General features: G+C 70.4%; 19 protein-coding genes and 1 pseudogene. 12 read left to right on the top strand and 8 right to left on the bottom strand.

Annotation, left to right across the window (positions count from 1 at the left end):
• Positions 1–17 precede the first annotated feature (17 nt).
• From ACO057_RS06595 to ACO057_RS06580, 4 genes are read left to right on the top strand one after another with little or no spacing between them, the layout of a single operon-like run.
• The gene (locus tag ACO057_RS06595; RefSeq protein WP_421989862.1) at positions 18–311 is read left to right on the top strand and encodes an acyl carrier protein; all 294 of its coding nucleotides are present in this window, start codon (positions 18–20) and stop codon (positions 309–311) included.
• A gap of 19 nt (positions 312–330) precedes the next feature.
• Entirely contained in the window at positions 331–780 is a 450-nt protein-coding gene (locus ACO057_RS06590) for a 3-hydroxyacyl-ACP dehydratase FabZ family protein (RefSeq protein ID WP_421989860.1), read from the top strand.
• Positions 777–1841, top strand: coding sequence for a beta-ketoacyl-ACP synthase (locus ACO057_RS06585; RefSeq protein WP_421989858.1), 1065 nt, complete (start codon positions 777–779; stop codon positions 1839–1841). The genes ACO057_RS06590 and ACO057_RS06585 overlap by 4 nt, the downstream gene beginning before the upstream one ends.
• Positions 1838–3049: a beta-ketoacyl synthase N-terminal-like domain-containing protein gene (locus ACO057_RS06580; protein ID WP_421989856.1), complete on the top strand. Its 1212-nt coding sequence runs from the start codon at positions 1838–1840 to the stop codon at positions 3047–3049. Before ACO057_RS06585 ends, ACO057_RS06580 begins: the two co-directional genes overlap by 4 nt.
• A 4-nt stretch (positions 3050–3053) precedes the next feature.
• Here the strand turns inward: ACO057_RS06580 and leuD are convergent, their stop codons facing one another.
• From leuD to ACO057_RS06565, 3 genes are read right to left on the bottom strand one after another with little or no spacing between them, the layout of a single operon-like run.
• On the bottom strand, positions 3054–3677 hold the full coding sequence (leuD, locus tag ACO057_RS06575) for a 3-isopropylmalate dehydratase small subunit (RefSeq protein ID WP_421989854.1): 624 nt from the start codon (positions 3675–3677) through the stop codon (positions 3054–3056).
• Position 3678: 1 nt separating this feature from the next.
• Complete coding sequence (leuC, locus tag ACO057_RS06570; RefSeq protein ID WP_421989852.1) at positions 3679–5073, bottom strand: 3-isopropylmalate dehydratase large subunit; 1395 nt, start codon at positions 5071–5073, stop codon at positions 3679–3681.
• 34 nt (positions 5074–5107) lie between these two features.
• Positions 5108–6019, bottom strand: a complete 912-nt coding sequence (locus ACO057_RS06565; protein ID WP_421989850.1) for an ABC transporter substrate-binding protein — start codon at positions 6017–6019, stop codon at positions 5108–5110.
• A 49-nt stretch (positions 6020–6068) separates the two neighbouring features.
• Here ACO057_RS06565 and ACO057_RS06560 point away from each other — a divergent pair, with 49 nt between their 5' ends.
• Genes ACO057_RS06560 through ACO057_RS06540 form a run of 5 tightly spaced genes read left to right on the top strand, consistent with a single transcriptional unit; the run spans position 6069 to position 10348 of the window.
• Positions 6069–7028, top strand: a complete 960-nt coding sequence (locus ACO057_RS06560; protein ID WP_421989848.1) for a Bug family tripartite tricarboxylate transporter substrate binding protein — start codon at positions 6069–6071, stop codon at positions 7026–7028.
• Positions 7029–7082: 54 nt separating this feature from the next.
• Complete coding sequence (locus ACO057_RS06555) at positions 7083–7820, top strand: SDR family NAD(P)-dependent oxidoreductase (RefSeq protein ID WP_421989846.1); 738 nt, start codon at positions 7083–7085, stop codon at positions 7818–7820.
• A 12-nt stretch (positions 7821–7832) separates the two neighbouring features.
• Positions 7833–9038, top strand: coding sequence for an acyl-CoA dehydrogenase family protein (locus ACO057_RS06550; protein WP_421989844.1), 1206 nt, complete (start codon positions 7833–7835; stop codon positions 9036–9038).
• The gene (locus ACO057_RS06545) at positions 9031–10032 is read left to right on the top strand and encodes a phosphotransferase family protein (protein ID WP_421989842.1); all 1002 of its coding nucleotides are present in this window, start codon (positions 9031–9033) and stop codon (positions 10030–10032) included. Before ACO057_RS06550 ends, ACO057_RS06545 begins: the two co-directional genes overlap by 8 nt.
• Positions 10016–10348, top strand: a complete 333-nt coding sequence (locus ACO057_RS06540; protein ID WP_421989840.1) for a DUF6285 domain-containing protein — start codon at positions 10016–10018, stop codon at positions 10346–10348. The genes ACO057_RS06545 and ACO057_RS06540 overlap by 17 nt, the downstream gene beginning before the upstream one ends.
• Before the next feature lie 21 nt (positions 10349–10369).
• Here ACO057_RS06540 and ACO057_RS06535 read toward each other — a convergent pair whose 3' ends face one another.
• A complete protein-coding gene (locus tag ACO057_RS06535; protein WP_421989838.1) occupies positions 10370–12685 on the bottom strand; it encodes a methyl-accepting chemotaxis protein in 2316 nt (771 codons plus the stop codon).
• 127 nt (positions 12686–12812) lie between these two features.
• Between ACO057_RS06535 and ACO057_RS06530 the strand changes: the two genes are divergently transcribed.
• Positions 12813–13448 (top strand): flavin reductase family protein, encoded by a 636-nt coding sequence (locus ACO057_RS06530; RefSeq protein WP_421989836.1) that lies wholly within the window; start codon positions 12813–12815, stop codon positions 13446–13448.
• A 4-nt stretch (positions 13449–13452) separates the two neighbouring features.
• A complete protein-coding gene (locus ACO057_RS06525; RefSeq protein WP_421989834.1) occupies positions 13453–15096 on the top strand; it encodes an ABC transporter permease in 1644 nt (547 codons plus the stop codon).
• A gap of 36 nt (positions 15097–15132) precedes the next feature.
• On the opposite strand, the gene bfr is transcribed toward ACO057_RS06525, so the two are convergent.
• From bfr to ACO057_RS06505, 4 genes are all read right to left on the bottom strand, one after another.
• Positions 15133–15627, bottom strand: coding sequence for a bacterioferritin (gene bfr, locus ACO057_RS06520; RefSeq protein ID WP_421989832.1), 495 nt, complete (start codon positions 15625–15627; stop codon positions 15133–15135).
• A 146-nt stretch (positions 15628–15773) separates the two neighbouring features.
• Positions 15774–15953 carry a (2Fe-2S)-binding protein gene (locus ACO057_RS06515; protein ID WP_421989830.1) on the bottom strand — a complete coding sequence of 60 codons (180 nt, stop codon included), beginning with the start codon at positions 15951–15953 and terminating at the stop codon, positions 15774–15776.
• A gap of 18 nt (positions 15954–15971) precedes the next feature.
• Positions 15972–16994, bottom strand: coding sequence for an extracellular solute-binding protein (locus tag ACO057_RS06510; protein ID WP_421989828.1), 1023 nt, complete (start codon positions 16992–16994; stop codon positions 15972–15974).
• A 150-nt stretch (positions 16995–17144) separates the two neighbouring features.
• Complete coding sequence (locus ACO057_RS06505; protein WP_421989826.1) at positions 17145–17927, bottom strand: HpcH/HpaI aldolase family protein; 783 nt, start codon at positions 17925–17927, stop codon at positions 17145–17147.
• A 170-nt stretch (positions 17928–18097) separates the two neighbouring features.
• Here ACO057_RS06505 and ACO057_RS06500 point away from each other — a divergent pair.
• Positions 18098–18921, top strand: a pseudogene (locus ACO057_RS06500) (hypothetical protein); the annotation flags it as partial.

Here is an 18921-nt window from a genome sequence, read left to right as displayed (position 1 = left end):
ACCCGGAGTCCGCCGCCATGAGCCCGGCCGCGCCTGAAACCTTCGAGACCATCGCCGATATCATCTCGGAGACGGCCAATGTGGACCGGGCCAAGATCACGCCCGATGCCCATGTCATCAATGACCTCGGCATCGACAGCCTCGATTTCCTCGACATCGTCTTCGAGATCGACAAGCGCTTCGGCATCAAGGTCCCGGTCGAAGCCTGGACCGAGCAGGTGAACAGCGGCAAGGCCCCGGCCGAGCACTTCTTCGTCATGGGCCCCCTCGCCGAGCGCATCGAGGAACTCGTGGCGGCGAAACAAAGCTGAGAATTGGCAGGCCCGACCCTTGCGCCTGGAATATTTCGAGATGATCGACCGGGTGCTCTCCCGCGAGGAGGAGCGCCTGGTGGCCGAGGCCCATGTCCCGGAGGCGAGCCCCGTCTTCGAGGGGCATTTTCCCGGCTTCCCCCTCATGCCCGGCGTGCTGATGGTCGAGACCATGGCCCAGGCCTGCGGCTGGCTGATGCTCGCCCGCAGCGGCTTCACCCGCATGGCGCTGCTCGCCAAGGTCGGCGAGGCCAAGCTGCGCGGCATGGTGAAGCCCGGCGCCCTGCTCACCGTGACGGCCGAGCTCGTGCATGACGGATCGGGCTATGCCGTGCTCAAGGGCACGCTCGCCGAAGGAAACACCCGCGTGGCCGAAGCCGAGCTGACCCTGCGCACCATGGCCTTCCCCAGCCCCGAGCTCGAAGCCGGCGTCCGCGCCCGTGCCGCCACGATCGGGCTTTCGGCATGAAGCGCGCCGTTGCCATCACCGGCCTCGGCCTCGCCTCCTCCCAGGGCGAGGGCCGCGCCGCGCATGCCGCGCTGCTGAAAGGCGCGCCGCCCGTGCTGGACGAGACGCGCTTCGCGCCCCATCCCGTGCACCCGCTGGTGCCCCTGCCCTTCGACAAGGCCATCCCGCGCCGCGAGTTCCGGCAGATGGAGACCTGGCAGCGCCTGGGCGTCTATGCGGCCGGCCTCGCCATCGACGATGCCGGGCTGCGCGAGCGCGTGGCCGAAATGGATCTCGTGGTGGCCGCGGGCGGCGGCGAGCGCGACACCGCGCTCGACGAGCAGATCCTCGCCGCGAAACCCGACGAGGCCGGGCGCCACCGCATGCTGATGGACGGTCTGCGGCCGACGCTCTTCCTGGCGCAGCTGTCCAACCTGCTGGCCGGCTCCATCTCCATCTCGCACAACGTGGCCGGCTCCTCGCGCACCTTGCTGGGCGAGGAGATTGCCGGGGCCGAGGCCATCCGCATCCTCGCCGCGCGCATCGCGGCCGGCAGCTCGGAGCTCGGCCTGGTCGGCGCCGCCTTCGCCGGCGAGCGGATGGACCAGCTTCTGCTCTACGCCCTGGGCGGCGAGCTGCATGCCGGCCCCTGGACGCCCCTGCCCCAGCGTCAGGCCATGGTCTTCGGCAGCGCCGCCGCCTTCCTGACGCTGGAGCCGGCGGACAAGGCCGCCGCGCCGCTCGCCATCCTTTCCCATATCGCGACCGACCAGGGGCCCGCCCCGTCGCGCCCCGCCCGGCTCGCCGCGCTGCTCGCCGGACTGCCGGAGCGCCGTGCGGGCTGCCTCGTCATCTCCACGGCCACGGGGGCCGCCGCCCCCACGCGCGATGAGCTGGCCGCGCTCGGCGCCGCGCCGGACCTCTTCTCGGCCGACCTCATCGGCCATTCCGTCGAGGCCGCGTTCCCCGCCGGGATCGCGCTCGCGGCCCTGGCCATCCAGGCGGGCGCGCCCCAGGTGCTGGTCACCGGCACGGGGCAATGGCGCGGCGAGGCCGTGGCCCTGCTGGAGACTCCCCAATGAGGATCGCCGTCACCGGCATCGGCCTCGTCACCGCGCTCGGCTCGGGCGCCGGGACCAATTGGGCCGCGCTGGCCGCCGGCACCTCCGGCATCCGCCACATCACCCGCTTCGACACCACGGGCATGCGCGCCACCATCGCCGCCTGCGTGGACTTCCCCGAGGACGAGGAGCGCAACTTCACCACCGCCGCGCGCGTCGAGCGCCTGGCGAGGCTCGCCATCGCCGAGGCGCTGGCGCAGTCCGGCCTGCAGGCGCCCTTCGGCGGCCCGCTCGCCATCGGCATGCCGCCGGTCGAGATCGAATGGCCGCAGCGCAGCGCCATGGACGCGGACACCTATCCCGAGCTGCTGGCCAAGGCGCCGGGCTCCCTGCCGTTCTACGAGGAATTTCTCTTCGGCGGCGCCTCCGCGCGGCTGGCGGAGCGCTTCGGCACGACGGGCGTGCCCCAGGTCGTCACCACCGCCTGCGCCTCGGGCGGCTCGGCCATCCAGCTGGCGATCGAGGCCATTCGCCGTGGCGAGACGCGCAAGGTCATCGCGGCCGGCGCCGATGCCAGCCTCCAGCCCGAGACGCTGATCCGCTTCGGCCTGCTCCAGGCGCTCTCCACCCGCAATGACGACCCCCAGGCCGCCTCGCGCCCCTTCAGCCTGACGCGCGACGGTTTCGTCATGGGCGACGGCGCGGGCGCGCTGATCCTGGAGGAGGAGGCGCATGCGCTGGAGCGCGGCGCCACCATTCTCGGCTATGTGCTGGGCGCGGGCGAGGCCGCCGATACCTTCCATCGCACCCGCTCCACGCCGGATGGTTCAGCCATCGTCCGCTGCATGCAGCGCGCGCTGGACGATGCGGGGCTCGCGCCCTCGGACATCGGCTATATCAACGCCCACGGCACCTCCACGCCGGAGAACGACAAGATGGAGGCGCAGGCGGTGCGCATGCTCTTCGGCGAGACGCCACCGCCCATCAGCTCCACCAAATCGATGATCGGGCACACGCTCTCGGCCGCCGGGGCCATCGAGGCCGCGATCTGCCTGCTGGCGCTGCGCGAGCAGGCGCTGCCGCCCACGATCAACCAGGAGGATGTGGACCCCGAGCTCGGGCTCGACACGATCCCGGTCTCGCGTCCGCACCGGTTCCGCGCCGCGCTGTCGAACTCCTTCGGCTTCGGCGGTCAGAACGTCTCCGTGATCCTGGGCGCCGCGGACTAGGCTTTCAGGCCACGCTGTCCCAGGCCCAGCCGTGCCGGGCCTTATCCTTCTCCCGCCAGGCCGCGATGGCCTCGGCGTGCTTCATGGTCAGCGCGATGTCGTCGAGCCCGTCGAGCATCGCCTCGCGCTTTCGCTCGTCCACGCTGAAGGGAATGGCCTCGCCGCGCGGGGTGATGACCACGCGGCGCTCCAGGTCGACGGTGGTGCGGGCATTGCCAGGCGCCTCCTCCGTCTGCTCGGCGATGCGGCGGATGGCCTCGATCGGCAGCCGCACCGGCAGCAGGCCGTTCTGGAAGCAGTTCGAGAAGAAGATGTCGCCGAAGCTCGGCGCGATGACGCAGCGCACGCCCATCCCCATCAGCGCCCAGACCGCCCCCTCGCGCGAGGAGCCGCAGCCGAAGTTCTCGGCGGCGAGCAGGATGGGGCTGTCCTTATAAGGCTCGGCATTGGGGATGAATTCGGGATTGTCGCGACCGTCCGGCAAATAGCGCCGGCGCTCGAAGGCGAATTCGCCGAGCCCCTCGCGGCCCGAACCCACGAGGCGCTGGATCGGGATGATGACGTCGGTGTCGACATTCGCCTCCATGAGAGGGATGGCCGTGCCTTCGACGGTGCGGAACGCCTGCATCTCAATAGCTCCTGACATCGACGATGGCGCCGGCCAGGGCGGCGGCGGCGGCCATGGCGGGCGAGGCCAGGTGCGTGCGCGCGCCCGTGCCCTGCCGGCCCACGAAGTTGCGGTTGGAGGTGGAAACGCAGCGCGCGCCTTCCGGCACGGTTTCGCCATTGGCAGCGACGCAAAGGGCGCATCCCGGTTCGCGCCATTCGAAGCCGGCCTCGGTGAAGCGGTGGTGCAGACCTTCCGCCTCGGCCTCGGCCTTTACCCGCTCGCTGCCGGGCACGACCCAGGCGGTGACATGCTCGGCCTTGCTGCGACCCTTGATGACCTCGGCGGCGGCGCGCAGGTCGGAGAGGCGCGAATTGGTGCAGCTGCCGATGAACACCCAGTCGACCTTGGTGCCGGCGAGCTTCTGGCCCGGCTCCAGCCCCATGTAGCGCAGGGCCGCTTCCAGCCCGGCGCGGCGGCTGGGGACGGTGTCCTCGAGGGTGGGGACATGGCCGGTGACGGCGGCGACCATCTCGGGACTGGTGCCCCAGGTGATCTGCGGCACGAGCTCGGCCATGTCGATCACCTCGTCGCGGGTGAAGCGCGCATCGGGATCGGAGGGCACGCGGCGCCAGTCGGCCATGGCGGCGTCCCAGGCCGCGCCCTTCGGCGCGAAGGGGCGTCCCGCCAGATATTCGAAGGTGGTGTCGTCGGGCGCGACCATGCCCGTCTTCGCGCCCATCTCGATGGAGAGGTTGCACAGCGTCAGCCGCTCCTCGACGCTCATCGCCCGCACCGCGCTGCCGGCATATTCCATCGCCATGCCCGTGCCCGCCGCCGCGCCGAAACGGCCGATGGCGGCGAGGATCATGTCCTTGGCGGTCACGCCCGCCGGGCGCGCGCCCTCGTAACGGATGCGGAAGGTGCCGGGGCGGCGTTGCGGCAGGGTCTGGGTCGCCAGCGCGTGCACGAGCTCGCTGGAGCCGATGCCGAAGGCCATCGCGCCCACGCCGCCATTGGTGCAGGTGTGACTGTCGCCGCAGGCCAGGGTCAGGCCCGGCAGCACGATGCCCTGCTCGGGCGCGACGACATGGACGATGCCGTTGCCCGGCGTGCCGATGTCGAAGATCCGCACGCCCTCATAGGCGGCGCGCTCGCGCAGCGAGGCGAGCAGCTTCGCCCCCTTGGGATAACTGTGCTCGGTGCGCCCCGGCGCGCTGGACAGCGCGTGGTCCGGCACGGCGAAGACCTTGCCGGGCTCGGCCACGCGGCGGCCCTTCTCGGCCAGCTCGCGCATGGCGCGCCCGCCGCTGAGATCGTGCACCAGCAGCCGGTCGAGGTAGAGCAGCGACCAGCCCTCGCCGAGATCGGCGATGACCCGGCTGTCCCAGATGCGGTCGAACATGGTGCTCGCCATCGCTTCTCTCCCTTGCCCGCGCTTGTTGCGCCGGTCAGTTCTCCTGCAGCGCCGCGACCGTGATCGCGTCGTCCACGCAATGATCATAGCCCGGTTCGCGCGAGATGGCGCCCCCGCTGAACATGGAGGATTGCAGCCGCTCGAAGGGCTCCGCCGGGAAATGCGGCGTGGCGGTCCAGATGCCCAGATCGCGGTAGCGGGCGATGCACCGGGCGAGGAGCGCCGGGTCCATCCCGGGGAAGAAATCGGCGATGGTCGCCACGATCTCCTCCGCCGTCGCGGCCAGGAACCAGCGCTGCGTCGCGGCGAGCGCGCGGATCATGGCGCGGAACTCGGGCGCGTATTCGGCGATGTTTTGCACGCTCGAATAGAAGGTCGTGTAGGAGGTCGGCCCGCGCGAGGCGGCGGCGTGCCAGACATGGCCGGTGCCGTCGCGCTCCATCTGGCTGATGAAGGGCTCGAAGAGCTGGGCGACGTCCAGTTGGCCCTCGGCGACCGCGACGGCATTCGCCACCATCGACCGGTCGGTCACGCGCGTCACGCTCTCGGGCGCGAGGCCGGCGCGGCGGATGTCGTCCTGCAGGGTCCACCAGGGCGTCGGTACCTCGCTGACCGTGCCGAGGGTCAGCGTCGCGAGGTCGGTCAGCCTGAAATCCGGGCGCGGCACGCGTCCGACGAGGAAGAAGGGATCGCCCAGGATCGCCGCGCCGAAATTGCGCAGCGGCGAGGCAGGATCGGCGTCATGCGCGAGCAGGATGCGCATCGGGCCGCCCCAGGCGAGATGCGCCCGCCCCTCCAGAACGGAATCCTTGGCGAGCGAGGGCTGCGTGCCGGAGATCAGCTCCACCTCCACGCCCTGATCCTTATAAGCATCGCGCGCGAGCGTCGCGTAGAAGGGAGCGTAGAAGACGGCCCGGAAAGGCTCTTGCAATCGGATCTGGCGCATGGCTTGCATCGTGGCGCAGGCTCAGCCTGACGCCAAGAGAGGTCCTTATATGTTTCGTCGACATGCCATCGCCGGCGGCGCGCTCCTGCCCTTCGCCGCGACCCGCCCCGCGCGCGCCCAGGTCTTCACCCGTCCGCTGCGCCTGATCATCCCAGTCGGCGTCGCGGGTGTGACGGATATCGTGGGCCGCGTGATCGCGGACGGCATTCAGCCCCGCCTCGGCCAGCCGGTGGTGCCCGAGAACGTGCCCGGCGCCGGCAGCACTGTGGGTGCGGCCGCCTTCCATCGCGCGGCCAATGACGGCTCGGTGATCTATATCGGCACCAACAACCACCCGGTGATGAAGGCGGTCTATCCGAATTTCCCCTATGACCCGGTGACGGACTTCACCCCCCTGGCGCTGGTGGGGCAGCAGCCCTTCGTGCTGGCGGTCCATCCCGACGTTCCGGCCAACGACCTGCCCAGCCTGATCGCCTGGCTGCGCGCGCGCGGCGATCAGGCGAATTTCGGCTCGTCCAACCCCGGCGCGACCAACCACCTCGCCGGCGAGCTCTTCAAGCAGCTCTCGGGTACCAGTTTCACCATCGTGCCCTATCGGGCCGCCGCCAATGCCGTGCAGGACCTGGTCGCGGGGCGGATGAACCTCACCATCGACAGCCCGACCATGATGATGCCGCTGATCCGCGACGGGCGGCTGCGCCCAATCGCCGTCTCCTCCGCCACGCCCTCGGCGCTGCTGCCTGGCCTGCCGCCGATCGCGAGCGTCCTGCCCGGCTACGCCCTCACGGCGTGGCAGGTGCTGTTCTCGCGCCCCGGCGCGCCGGCCCCGGCGCAGCGCGCGGTCGCCGAGGCGACCCTCGCCGCCCTGGCCGACCCCGCCGTTCGGGAACGGCTGCGCCTGGTCAATGTCGAGACCTGGCCCGATCCCAGCGCCGATGCGGCCCGCCGCCATATCGCCGAGGAGATCGCGCGCTGGACGCCGATCGTGGCGCGCATCGCGCCGGGTTGACCATCGGCCCCCTGCCCGTGATCCTCGCGCGACCGCATCGCGGGAGGAAATAGCGTGTTTTCACTGGAGGGCCGCAGAGCCTTCATCACTGGGGCCTCCGGCCTGCTCGGCGGCCATTTCGCCCGCACGCTGCACAAGGCGGGCGCCGAGGTCGTGCTGGCCGCGCGCCGTCTGGAGGCTTGCGAGGCGCTCGCCGCCGAGCTGGGCCCGCGCGCACGCGCCGTGCGCCTCGACGTGCGGGACGAGGCGAGCATCGCCGCCGCGCTCGATGCCGGGCCGGTCTGCGACATCCTGGTCAACAATGCCGGCATCGCGGCGACGCGCGGCTTCCTCGACCAGACGGCCGGGGATTGGGACGGCGTGCTCGACATCAATCTGCGCGGCGCCTTCCTCGTCGGCCAGGCGGCGGCCAGGCGCATGGTCGCGGCGAAGTCGGGCGGGTCCATCGTCAACATCGCCTCCATCCTCGGCCTGCGCGTGATGCCGGGCGTGGCGGGATACACCGCCGCCAAGGCGGGATTGCTTCAGCTTACGCGGCAGATGGCCGTGGAGCTGGCGCGCCATTCCATCCGCGTGAACGCCATCGCGCCGGGCTATATCGCCTCCGATCTCAATGCCGAGTTCTTCGCCTCGGAGGCGGGACAGGCCATGATCCGCCGTGTCCCTCAGCGCCGGCTGGGCAAGCCGGAGGACCTCGACGGCGCGCTGCTGCTGCTCGCCTCGGCGGCCGGAGCGCATATGACGGGCTCGGTCCTCACGGTCGATGGCGGCCATTCGATCAACGCGATCTGAAAGCATTTTCTCATGGACTTCACCCTCGACCTCAAGAGCGAAGCCAAGCGCCAGGCCGTGCGCGCCTTCGTGAACGACCGGCTGATCCCGCTCGAGGCCGACCGCGCCAGTTACGACGAGCATGAGAATATCTCCCCCGCGCTGCTGAAGATGCTGCGGGCCGAGGTGAAGGCCGCCGGATTGTGGTGCCTGCAACTGCCGGAGGAGATCGGCGGCCAGGGCCTGCCCTTCACCGGCATGGCGGCCTGCTACGAGGAGATGAACCGCTCCATCTTCGGCCCCGTCTGCTTCAACTCCGCCGCGCCGGACGACGGCAATATGATGGTGATGAACAAGGTCGCCCGGCAGGACCAGAAGGACTGGTGGATGATGCCGGTCGTGCGCGGCGAGGTGCAGTCCAGCTTCGCCATGACCGAGCCCGAGGGCGCGGGCTCCGACCCGGGGATGACCTACACGACCGCCGAGCGCGTCGGGAACGACCGCTGGCGCATCCAGGGGCGCAAGTGGTTCATCACGGGCGCGGGCGAATCCAAGCACTTCATCCTGATGGCCAAGACCAGCGACGATCCGCGCAAGGGCCTCACCGCCTTCCTCTTCCACGCCGACACGCCCGGCTGGAAGATCGAGCGCCGTATCCCGATCATGGGTCCCGAAGAGCATGGGGGCCATTGCGAGATCAGCTTCGACGGGCTGGAGATCCCCGATGAGAACCGCCTGATGGGCGTGGGCGATGGGCTGAAGCTGACGCAGATCCGCCTCGGCCCCGCACGCCTCACCCATTGCATGCGCTGGACCGGCATGGGGCGCCGCGCGCTCGAGATCGCCATGGCGCGCACCGAGGAACGCTCGACCTTCGGCGTGAAGCTCGCTGACCGGGAGAGCATCCAGATGATGGTGGGCGAGGCCGCGATGCAGCTCGACATCAGCCGCCTGCTGACCATGCGCGCGGCCTGGAAGCTCGACCAGGGCGACTTCGCGCGCAAGGAAGTGAGCATGGCGAAGATCGTCGCCGCCGATGCGCTGCATAAGGCCGCCGACACCGCGCTCCAGCTGCTGGGCGCGCGCGGCTATTCCAAGGACACGCCCATCGAGTGGATGTACCGCTACGCGCGCCAGGCGCGGCTGGTGGACGGCGCATCCGAGGTGCACCGCATGGTGCTGGCGAATTTCCTGCGCCGCGAGGGCGGCGAGTTCTTCGCCTGGGGCCATCATGGATGAGACCCGCCGCGCGGCGCTGAACGCCTGGCTCTCGGAAGCGGCCGGCGCTCCGGTCGAGATCGGCGAGGCCGCGCTGCTCTCGGGCGGCGCGATCCAGCAGAACTGGGCGATTGCCGTCACGCGCGGCGGCGCGGCCGAGGAATGGGTGCTGCGGACGGACAATGCCGCCACGCTCGCCGTCTCGCTGTCCCGCACGGAGGAATACGCGCTGCTGCGCGCGGCCTATGCGGCGGGGGTGACAGTACCCGAGCCACTCTTCTGCTGCGAGGACCGTGGCGTGATCGGCGCGCCCTTCTTCGTGATGCGGCGCGTGGCCGGCACCGCGACGGCTTTCCGCCTTGCCAGACAGGCCGCGGCCGAGGGGGGCGACGCGGCGCTGGTTCGCCACGCCGGCCGTGAGATGGCGCGGATCCACAGCATCGCCCCACCGCGCGGGGATCTCGCCTTTCTTGGCGAGCCCCCGGCCGATGCCGGCGTGGAATTCGTCCGCGCCATGCGCGAGCGTCTGGACGCCGCCGGTACGCCGCGCCCCATCCTGGAATGGGGCCTTTCCGCGCTGGAGCGGAACCCGCTGCCCCCGCTGCCACCCGTCCTCTGCCACAATGATTTCCGCACCGGGAACCTGATGGTCCAGGACCACGCCATCACCGCCGTGCTCGATTGGGAATTCGCCGCCTGGGGCGATCCGCATGCCGATCTGGGCTGGCTCTGCGCACCCTGCTGGCGCTTCGGCAATCTCGCGCTGGAGGCCGGCGGACTCGGCCCGCGTGGGGCGCTGCTGGAGGGGTATGGCCCCGGCGCCGATCCATCCCGCCTGCCCTTCTGGGAGTTGGCCGCCAGCCTGCGCTGGGCCGTCATCGCCGCCGACCAGGGCGCGCGCCATCTCTCCGGCCAGGAGCGCGGGCTGGAACTGGCGCTGACCGCGCATATCATCCCCGAGCTGGAACTGGACATCCTGCGCCAGGTGGAGGCCCTCGATGCTGGAAGCCCCTGACGCCGCCGACCTCCTCGCCACCGCGCGCGAGGCGCTGCTGCAGAAGCTGCTGCCGGCTTTGCCCGCGCATCTCCATTACGAGGCGCGGATGGCGGCCAATGCCATGGCCATCGCCGCGCGGGAGATCGCGGCCGATCCCGCTCCGATCGAGGCGCGCCTCTCGGCCCTGGCGGGCGATGCGGCGGGCCTTGCCGCGCGCATCCGCGCCGGAGAATTCGCGCCCGGCACGCCGCGCCATATCGAGGTGGCAACCCTGTTGAGGGACATGGCGCGGCTGCGCTGCTCGGTGAGCGCGCCCCGCGCCCTTCGCGACTGACGCGCTCCCGGGGAGCAGGCGTCACTGCGCCCGCACCTGTTTCAGGAAATCGCCCGCCTTCTCGCGCAGGACGCCGGCCTGGCGCGCCAGGTCGTTCGAGGCCTCCAGCACCTCGCCGGCCGAGCGCCCGGTCTCGCCGGAAGCGCCGCGCACATCGTGGATGCGGCGCGTGACGGCCCCCGTGCCCTCAGCCACCAAGGCTGCGCTGCGGGCGATCTCGCGCGTCGCGGCGCCCTGCTCCTCCACCGCGGCCGCGATCGCGGTCGTCACCTCGTTCATCCGCTCGATGGTGACGCTGATGGAGCGCAGGGCGGTGACCGCCTGCTCCGTCGTGCCCTGGATGCCGCCGATCTGGGCCGCGATCTCCTCCGTGGCCTTGGCGGTCTGCGCGGCAAGGTTCTTCACCTCGCTCGCCACGACGGCGAAGCCCTTGCCCGCCTCGCCGGCGCGCGCGGCCTCGATGGTGGCGTTGAGCGCGAGAAGGTTGGTCTGCCCCGCGATGTCGCTGATCAGCCGCACCACGTCGCCGATCCGGCTCGCGGCCTGGGCCAGGCCCTGCACCGTGCCGTCCGTCGCCCGCGCCTCATCGGCCGCCGCCCGCGCGACCTGGGCGCCCTCCGCCACCTGGCGAGTGATCTCGGCCACACTGGCGGCGAGTTCCTCCGCGCTGGCGGCCACCGCCTGCACATCGGCCTCCGCGCGACCCGAAGCCTCGGCCACCGCCTCCGCCTCACGCCCCGAGGTCGCGGCCGAGCCGCTGAGCATATTGGCCGAGGCCTGCATCTGTCCCGCCGAGGTGGCGACCGCATCCACCACGCCGCCGATCTCGCGCTCGAAATTGTCGGCCAAGCGCGACTGCGCGGTGGCGAGGGTCCAGACCAGCATCGGCGCCAGATATTCGCCCGCACGGTCGCGGATGGCGGTGATGTTGAGGTCCATCACCTCCCCGCCGATGACCAGGCGCGAGCGGTGCGGCAGGCGCCTGGCATCGGCCATGATCTCGCGCTGAGGGCCGGGCCGGGCATGGAAGATATCGGCGCTCTGGCCCAGGATCTCGCCGGCCTTCACGGGCAGGCCCGTCTCGATCAGCCCCATCAGCCGCCCGCCTTCGGGGTTCATGTAGCGGATGCGGAAGTCGTCCTTCGGGTCGGCCATCATCACGCCGAGGGGCATCTGCTCCAGCATCTGCTGCTGCCCGAAGGCCTTCTCGACGCCGCCGCGCAGTTCCTCCAGCGCCATGGCGATCTGGCCGATCTCGTCGCGGCGGTTGCGGTCGGGCACCGGTTCGGCCGTCTCGCCGGCGGCGATGCGGCGGACGGCCAGGGCGATGCGGCGCAGCGGCGTGCCGATGGCCCGCGCCGTCAGCGCGCCCGACAGGATCTGGATGACGGCCACCACGGCGCCGATGATCCAGACGCTGCGCTCCAGCGCGCTCATGGCCGCCGCCGCGGATTCGGCGCGTTCCTGCGCATCCGCCGCCAGGGTCCGCGTCACGGCGGCGAAGGTGGCCATCATGCTCTCGCGCAGCGGGGCGGTGCGGCTCATGCGGATCTCCATGATCCCCGTGGCGATGCCCATCAGGGCCTCCGCCTCGCCGGAGATGCGCAGGCCGGCCGCGGTGAGGCGCGCCATATCCTGCTTCACCTCATCGGGGGCGATCGAGGCCAGCCGCCGGGCATGGACGCGCCCCTGGGCCGCTGCGCGCCGCACCCTTTCGGCGACGGTGGCGTCGTCGGTCGCGAGATAGCGCTGGATCCCCAGCCGCACCTCGTTCACCGAGGCCGTGTAAGTGGCCATCACGTCGCGCGTCTCGTCGCGCGCGCTTGCGCTTTGGGCGAACTGAAGATTGGCCGTCGCCGCCTCCAGCGCCTGGTCGAATTCGGGGAAGCGCGGGAAGAAGTCCTGGTCGCGCTTCGTCAGGAGCTCGCCCCGGGCGGCCGCCGTGTCGCTCATGGCCGTGCGGAAATTCGCGACCTCCGCCTCCAGCGCATCGAGCGATTGGACGAGCTCGGGCCTGCTGGCCTCGCGCCGCACGGCCTGCAGCGCGACGGCGGCGCGGTCGAGGTGGCCGCGCATCGCGCTCGCCTCGCGCTCCAGGCGGGGCGCGTCATTGGCGAGAAGGACACCGCGCTGCGAGCTATAGGCATCGCCAAGGAGCCGCTGCGCCTCGTCGGCGGCGTTGCGGGCGGCCACCGCGCGGTGCTCGGCCTCCTGCTGCTCATGCACATGGCCGCTCTCGCGCGTCACGAGCAGGATCAGCGCCGCCAGCAGCAGCACGGCGACACCGACACTCGTGGCCAGCTTTCGCCCGACCGACAGATCACGGAAGAATTGCATGGGGACCCGATCTCCTCTTCGGGACCAGTCTCGGCCGCATCCGGTTAAAGCCCGGTGAACGGCGCACCCCCTCGACTCTTCCTGCGGCCCAGCCCAATTTTGGGCCACACACCTTGAGGCCAGTTCCATGTTCTTCGATTTCGAGACGCTCCCCGCGTCCCAGCGCTACAAGCTCGTCGTCTCGACGGTGGTGCCGCGCCCCGTGGCCTGGGTGGTGAGCCAGGACGAGGCAGGCGTGGTGAACGCCGCGCCGTTCTCCTTCTTCAACGTCTTCACCGACGACCCCGTGGTGATCGGCATCGGCATCGGCCCCAAGCCGGGCGGAAGCTTCAAGGACACGCTGGCCAATATCAAGGCGCTCAAGCAGTTCGTCGTCTGCCTGGTGCCGCACTCGCATCTCGATGCGATGAACGCGACCGCGATCGATTTCGACCCGCTGGTGGACGAGCTGGACGAAGCCGGCCTCACCAAGGTCGCCTCCACCAAGATCAAGGTGCCGCGCATCGGCGAGAGCCCGGTCGCAATGGAATGCGAGACCTTCCAGCTCATCCCCGTGGGGCATCACACCATCGTGCTCGGCAAGGTCGTGGCGATGCATATCCGTGACGAAGCGGTGATGGACCCCGCGAAGAACTATATCGACACGCCCAAGCTCGACCTCGTGGGCCGCCTGCATGGCCGCGGCTGGTACACGACCACGCGCGACCGCGTGGAGGTGCCGCGCCTCGACGTCGCGGAATGGGACGCGAAGAAGAAGGGCTGAGGCCTTGAGCGCGGCGAACCTCGCGGCGCCGCGCCGCCGCGTGCCGCTGTGGGTGTGGCTGACCTGGCCGGCGATCCTGCTGATCGCCCTGCCGCTCGTCGCCGTGCTCGTCGCGGCGATGGTGCCGGCGAGCGAGGTCTGGCGGCACATCTGGCAGACCTCGCTGCCGGAGCTTCTCGCCAATACGCTGATCCTTGGCGTTCTGGTCGCGCTCATGGCCGGCAGCGCGGGCGCGATCACGGCCTGGCTGGTGACGGCCTGCCGCTTTCCCGGCCGGGACATCCTGCAATGGGCGCTGCTCCTGCCGCTGGCCATGCCGGCCTATGTGAACGGCTATGCCTGGGTCTGGCTGATGGATGTCGCCGGCCCGCTGCAAAGCGGCCTGCGCGCCGCCACGGGCTGGCGCTACGGCGGCTACTGGTTCCCGGAGATGCGCGGCCTGACCGGCGCCGCCGTGGTGCTGGCGATGGTGCTGTACCCTTACGTCTATCTGCTGTGCCGCGCGGCCTTCCTGGCGCAATCCACCTGCCTCGTGGAGGTGTCCCGCACGCTCGGCTATTCGCTGTCGCGCACCTTCTGGCACGTGGCGCTGCCGCTCGCGCGGCCGGCCCTGGCGGCGGGCGTGGCGCTGGTGCTGATGGAGGTCCTGGCCGATTTCGGCACGGTCCAGCATTTCGGCCTGCGCACCTTCACCACCGGCATCTACGAGGCCTGGTTCGCCATGGCCGATCGTGGTGCGGCCTCGCAGCTCGCGGCCGCGCTGCTGCTCTGCGTGGGGCTGCTGCTGGCTCTGGAGCAGGCGAGCCGCGGCGGGCGGCGCTTCCACCCGATGACGACGCGCCAGTCCCCGGTGCGGCCCGTCGCGCTGCCGCCGGGCAAGGCCGCGCTCGCCCTGCTGGCCTGCGCCCTGCCGCTCACTTTGGGCTTCCTGATCCCGGCAGGCACCATGCTCTCCCTGGCCTGGCGGGCCGGCGACGTGATGGAGCCGAGCCGCTTCCTGCCCTTCCTCGCCAATTCCCTGACGCTGGCCGCGATCACCGCCGTGCTGGCGACCGCCCTGGCCGCGTGGCTCGCCTGGGCCCTGCGCCTGCATCCCAGCGCGCCGGGCCGCCTGGCCCATCGCGTCGTGGGGCTGGGCTATGCCATCCCCGGATCGGTGATCGCCGTGGGCACGCTCGTGCCCTTCGGCCTCTTCGACAATGCGCTGGATGGCTGGCTGCGCGCCCATTGGGGCGTGAGCTCGGGCCTGCTGCTCTCGGGCACGGTGGCGGCGTTGGTCTTCGCCTATCTCGTGCGCTTCCTGGCGGTCGGTCTGGCCGCGGTCGATAGCGGTCTGGCGCGGCTGAAGCCGTCCTTCCAGGCGGCCGCGCGCTCGCTCGGCGCCGGCCCCGCGCGGGCGGTGTGGCGCGTCGAACTGCCGCTGTCCCGCGGCGCGCTGCTCACGGCGGGAATCCTGGTCTTCGTGGATACGATGAAGGAACTGCCGGCCACGCTCATCGTGCGGCCCTTCGACTTCGATACCCTCGCCGTGCGGATCTACAACCTCGCGGCGGATGAACGGCTGTCGGAGGCCAGCACCTCGGCGCTGCTCATCCTGGTGGTGGGTCTGCTGCCGGTGGGCGTGCTCGCGCGGGCGATGAGGACGTAGCGCGAGGGGCTACCCCCTCGCGCTACATCATGGGCCTTACTTGTCGTGCTGCTCGGGCGCTGCGGCGCTGTTGAGCTGGATGTAGTTCGCCACGCCCATCTGCTCGATCATGTCGAACTGCGTCTCGAGGAAGTCCTGGTGTTCCTCCTCATTGGCGAGGATGCCCTTCAGCAGGTCGCGGCTCACATAGTCGCGCACGCCCTCGGAATAGGCGATGCCCTCGCGAAGGTCGTCGATGGCCTTCATCTCGAGCTTGAGGTCGCATTCCAGCACCTCCTTCACATTCTGCCCGATCAGGATGTGGTTCAGGCGCTGCACGTTCGGCAGGCCGTTGAGATAGAGGATGCGCTTGATGAGCTCGTCGGCGTGCTTCATCTCCTCGATGCTCTCCGCCATCTCGTGCTTGGCGAGCTTCGTCACGCCCCAATCGTCCAGCATGCGCGCGTGCAGGAAGTACTGGTTGATGGCGGTCAGCTCATTGGTGAGCTGGATGTTCAGGTGCTCGATGACCTTGGGATCGCCCTTGGGCATGATGGCTCGCTCCGGCTTGTGTACCGACGTGATGTCACAAGCGGAGGGCTAAAATCAAGTACCTGTAAAAAAACAACTTAATCGCGAATCCGACTGAAACTCGTTCGCAAGTTCTTGTCGATACTGCGTCGAATTCGCAGAGGTGATCAGGCGCGCGCCTTATCGCCCGGCATCTCACGGAGAATGCTCAGGATAGTGGCCGTGCAGCACCCGCATTGGGGATTGCAGCCGCAGCCTTCGTAGACTTCCTTGGGGCGCGTGGCGCCGTTGGAGGCGGCGGTGCGGACGTCGCCGTCGCTCATGCCGTTGCACAGGCAGATGACCATGATCTGGAACCGGCTCCCTTAGCGCCAGCCGGCGCGCTGCATGAGGCGAAGCGCCTCGGGGGCATTGGCGAGCAACTTCTGGCCGTCCGGCGATTCCTGGCGGAAGTCGCCCAGGGCCAGCAGGAAGGGATGCGTCTCGGCCTCGGTGGCGGCCGGGAATTCCATATTGCCGAGGGCGAAGATGCGCTGCGCGGCCGGCGTGGTGAGGAATTCGAGGAAGGCGCGCGCCTCGGCGGGATGCGGAGAGGTCTTCACCAGCGCCGCGCCCGAGATGTTCACATGGGTGCCGCGATCGCCCTGGTTGGGGAAGATCACGCCGACGCGCTGCGCCAGCTCGCGCTCCTCGATCTGCTGCGAGATCGACATCAGCCCGAGGTAGTAGGTGTTGGAGACGGCGATCGCCCCCTGCCCGGCCATCATGGCGCGGATCTGGTCGCGGTCGCCGCCGGCGGGCGGGCGGGCCAGGTTGGCGGCGATGCCGCGCGCCCAGGCCTCGGTCGCCTCGGCTCCATTGGCGGCCAGGAAGCTGGAGGCCAGGGCGACGTTATAGCCATTGCCCGAGGAGCGGACGGTGATCTGCCCCTTGTAGCGATCGTTCGCGAGGTCCTCGTAGCGCACGAGGCCGGCGGGCGCGCCCTTTGCCTTGTCGTACATGAGCACGCGGGCCCGGCGCGAGGCGGCGAACCAATGGCCGCCCGGCTCGCGCAGGCCCTCGGGAATGCGGCTGTCGATCACGGCGGAGGCGTAGGGCTGGGTGATCCCGGCCTCCATGGCGCGGGCCAGCCGGCTCGCATCCACGGTCAGGAAGATGTCGGCGGGGCTATTGGCGCCCTCGGCGCGGATGCGCTCGATGAGCTGATCGGCCCCGGCCTCGATGATGCGGATGCGGATGCCGCTGGCCTGGGTGAAGGCCTCGTGGATCTGCTTGTCGCTGTCGTAGTGCCGGGCGGAATAGATGCTGACGGTACGCTCCTGCGCGCGGAGCACGGCCGGCGCGAAAAGACCGGCGGCGGAGCCGGCGAGAAGAATCCGTCGTTGCATGCAACCCTCTGAGTCTGGCGTCAGGAGGCATGCCTAAGGCAACTGCGACGCGTTCGCAAGGTCAATTGCGACAGCCTCGCATTTGTAACGAAAACGGCGGCGGCCGGACAGGCGTGCCGTCCCCCCGCGGGGACGGCACCGGAGACGGCGTCAGGCCAGGCCGCGCAGGAACTTCGCGCGCGCCGAGGCGCCGGACATCAGGAAGGAGTGGTCGGAACCGCCGAGGACGAATCTCGCGCCCATGGCGATGTAGTCCCGCGCGACGACCTCGTCGTAGACGCCGCCCATGCCCATCACCTTGCCGTGCTTCTTGCAGGCGGCCGCGACCTTCTCATAGGCCGCGCGGATGCGCGGATGGCCGACCTGGCCGAAGATGCCCATGTCGGCCGAGAGATCGCCGGTGCCGAACAGCAGCACGTCCACGCCCTCGACGGCCGCCATGGCCTCGCAATTGTCGATGGACTGCTCGGATTCCAGCATGCAGACGACGAGGATCTCCTCATTGATCTCCCTCTGCGCCGTCGTCATCTCGGGCGCGGCGAAGCCGTAGAGGATCGGCGGGCCGCCCCAGCTGCGCTGCCCCAGCGGCGGGAAGCGATAGGCCTGCACGATCGCGCGCGCCTCGTCGGCCGTATCCACATGCGGCACCACGACGCCCATCGCGCCATTGTCGAGGCAGCGCCCGCCCTCGAAGAGCGCGTCCTTGCAGCAGCGCACGATCGGCGTGCAGCCCTGGTTCAGCGCGGCCATGCTGATCTGCGCGGCGCCCTCCACGCTCATCGCATTGTGCTCGAGGTCGATGAAGAGCCAGTCGAAGCCCGCCGCGGCGCCGAGCGCCCCCACGGCCGAGCCGCGCAGATGGTGCACGCCCATGCCGATCGAGAGCTTGCCCTCGTTCAGGCGCTGCTTCGCCAGGTTCTTGATGATAGCCATGCCGCGTTTCCTCTGTGCCAGCCGGATTCTCTTGCGCCGAGGGCATCACGGGGCAAAGGCAGGGTCAATCCGCGATGCCGGTCGGCTTGCCGCATCCGAGCCGGCCATCGGCGCCGCATTCCTGCCCGGAAGTTTGCCATGATCCCCCCATCGAACCGGAGAACGCCGTCATGATCCGCCTCCCGCTCGCGCTGCTTCTGCTCGCGACGACCTCGCTCTCCGCCGCCGAGCTGCCGGTGCGCAGCGTCACCCTCTCCTCCGCCGGCCTCGCGCAGATCGAGCGCGCGGGCCAGGTGCCCGCCGCCGAATCCGCCCTCTCCTTCCGCGTCCCGACCGAGGATGTGGACGACATCCTTCGTTCGCTCGTCGTCAGCGACCCCGCCGGGCGCGTGGAGGGGCTGCGCCTGCCCGCCCAGGACCTCGCCGCCGAGGCCTTCCGCGGCCTGCCCGTTCGCCCCGAGGATTTCGAGAGCCGCGCCGCGCTGGTGAACGCGCTCCGCGGCGAGCGCATCGCCATCGGCGGCGTCGAGGGCCGCATCGCCCAGGCAGCCGAGACGCGCGGGGGGTTGCGCGTGTCGCTGCTCACGGAGACGGGGCTGCGCAGCCTGATGCTGGCCGAGGATGCGGAGCTGCGCCTGCTCGATCCCGAGCTCGCCGGGCGCATCGCCCGCGCGGCCGAGGCCGTCGCCGCCACCCGCGCGGCCGATACCCGCCAGCTCTCGGTCGCGCTGCGTCCGGGCGCCAGCGCCGAGCGCGAGATCGCGCTCGCCTATGTGGCCGGGGCGCCGCTGTGGAAGCCTTCCTGGCGGCTCGCCATCCCCGAATTCGGCGCCTCGGACGGCCGCGCGCGGCTGATGGGCTGGGCCGTGGTGGAGAACCGCAGCGGCGCGGACTGGACCGGCATCCGGCTCTCGCTCGTCTCGGGCGAGGCGGCCGCCTTCCGCCAGGCGCTCTACACCCCCGTGATCCTGCCGCGCCGCGAACTGCCGATCGA

The organism is Roseococcus sp., from assembly GCF_965227005.1.
In the GTDB taxonomy this organism is placed as follows: Bacteria; Pseudomonadota; Alphaproteobacteria; order Acetobacterales; family Acetobacteraceae; genus Roseococcus.
The sequence above is the reverse complement of the archived record's forward strand: the minus strand, read 5'-3'. Positions and strand labels throughout refer to the sequence as shown.

Bases quoted from the DNA above. Each gene is read 5' to 3' on its own strand.
- ACO057_RS06515 (WP_421989830.1), bottom strand. From the start codon at position 15,953: ATGGTCATCTGCCTGTGCAACGGCATGAGCGACGGCGACGTCCGCACC.
- ACO057_RS06510 (WP_421989828.1), bottom strand. From the start codon at position 16,994: ATGCAACGACGGATTCTTCTCGCCGGCTCCGCCGCCGGTCTTTTCGCG.
- ACO057_RS06565 (WP_421989850.1), bottom strand. From the start codon at position 6,019: ATGCGCCAGATCCGATTGCAAGAGCCTTTCCGGGCCGTCTTCTACGCT.
- leuC (WP_421989852.1), bottom strand. From the start codon at position 5,073: ATGGCGAGCACCATGTTCGACCGCATCTGGGACAGCCGGGTCATCGCC.
- ACO057_RS06535 (WP_421989838.1), bottom strand. From the start codon at position 12,685: ATGCAATTCTTCCGTGATCTGTCGGTCGGGCGAAAGCTGGCCACGAGT.
- ACO057_RS06585 (WP_421989858.1), top strand. From the start codon at position 777: ATGAAGCGCGCCGTTGCCATCACCGGCCTCGGCCTCGCCTCCTCCCAG.
- ACO057_RS06580 (WP_421989856.1), top strand. From the start codon at position 1,838: ATGAGGATCGCCGTCACCGGCATCGGCCTCGTCACCGCGCTCGGCTCG.
- leuD (WP_421989854.1), bottom strand. From the start codon at position 3,677: ATGCAGGCGTTCCGCACCGTCGAAGGCACGGCCATCCCTCTCATGGAG.
- ACO057_RS06550 (WP_421989844.1), top strand. From the start codon at position 7,833: ATGGACTTCACCCTCGACCTCAAGAGCGAAGCCAAGCGCCAGGCCGTG.
- ACO057_RS06560 (WP_421989848.1), top strand. From the start codon at position 6,069: ATGTTTCGTCGACATGCCATCGCCGGCGGCGCGCTCCTGCCCTTCGCC.
- ACO057_RS06540 (WP_421989840.1), top strand. From the start codon at position 10,016: ATGCTGGAAGCCCCTGACGCCGCCGACCTCCTCGCCACCGCGCGCGAG.
- bfr (WP_421989832.1), bottom strand. From the start codon at position 15,627: ATGCCCAAGGGCGATCCCAAGGTCATCGAGCACCTGAACATCCAGCTC.
- ACO057_RS06505 (WP_421989826.1), bottom strand. From the start codon at position 17,927: ATGGCTATCATCAAGAACCTGGCGAAGCAGCGCCTGAACGAGGGCAAG.
- ACO057_RS06530 (WP_421989836.1), top strand. From the start codon at position 12,813: ATGTTCTTCGATTTCGAGACGCTCCCCGCGTCCCAGCGCTACAAGCTC.
- ACO057_RS06595 (WP_421989862.1), top strand. From the start codon at position 18: ATGAGCCCGGCCGCGCCTGAAACCTTCGAGACCATCGCCGATATCATC.
- ACO057_RS06545 (WP_421989842.1), top strand. From the start codon at position 9,031: ATGGATGAGACCCGCCGCGCGGCGCTGAACGCCTGGCTCTCGGAAGCG.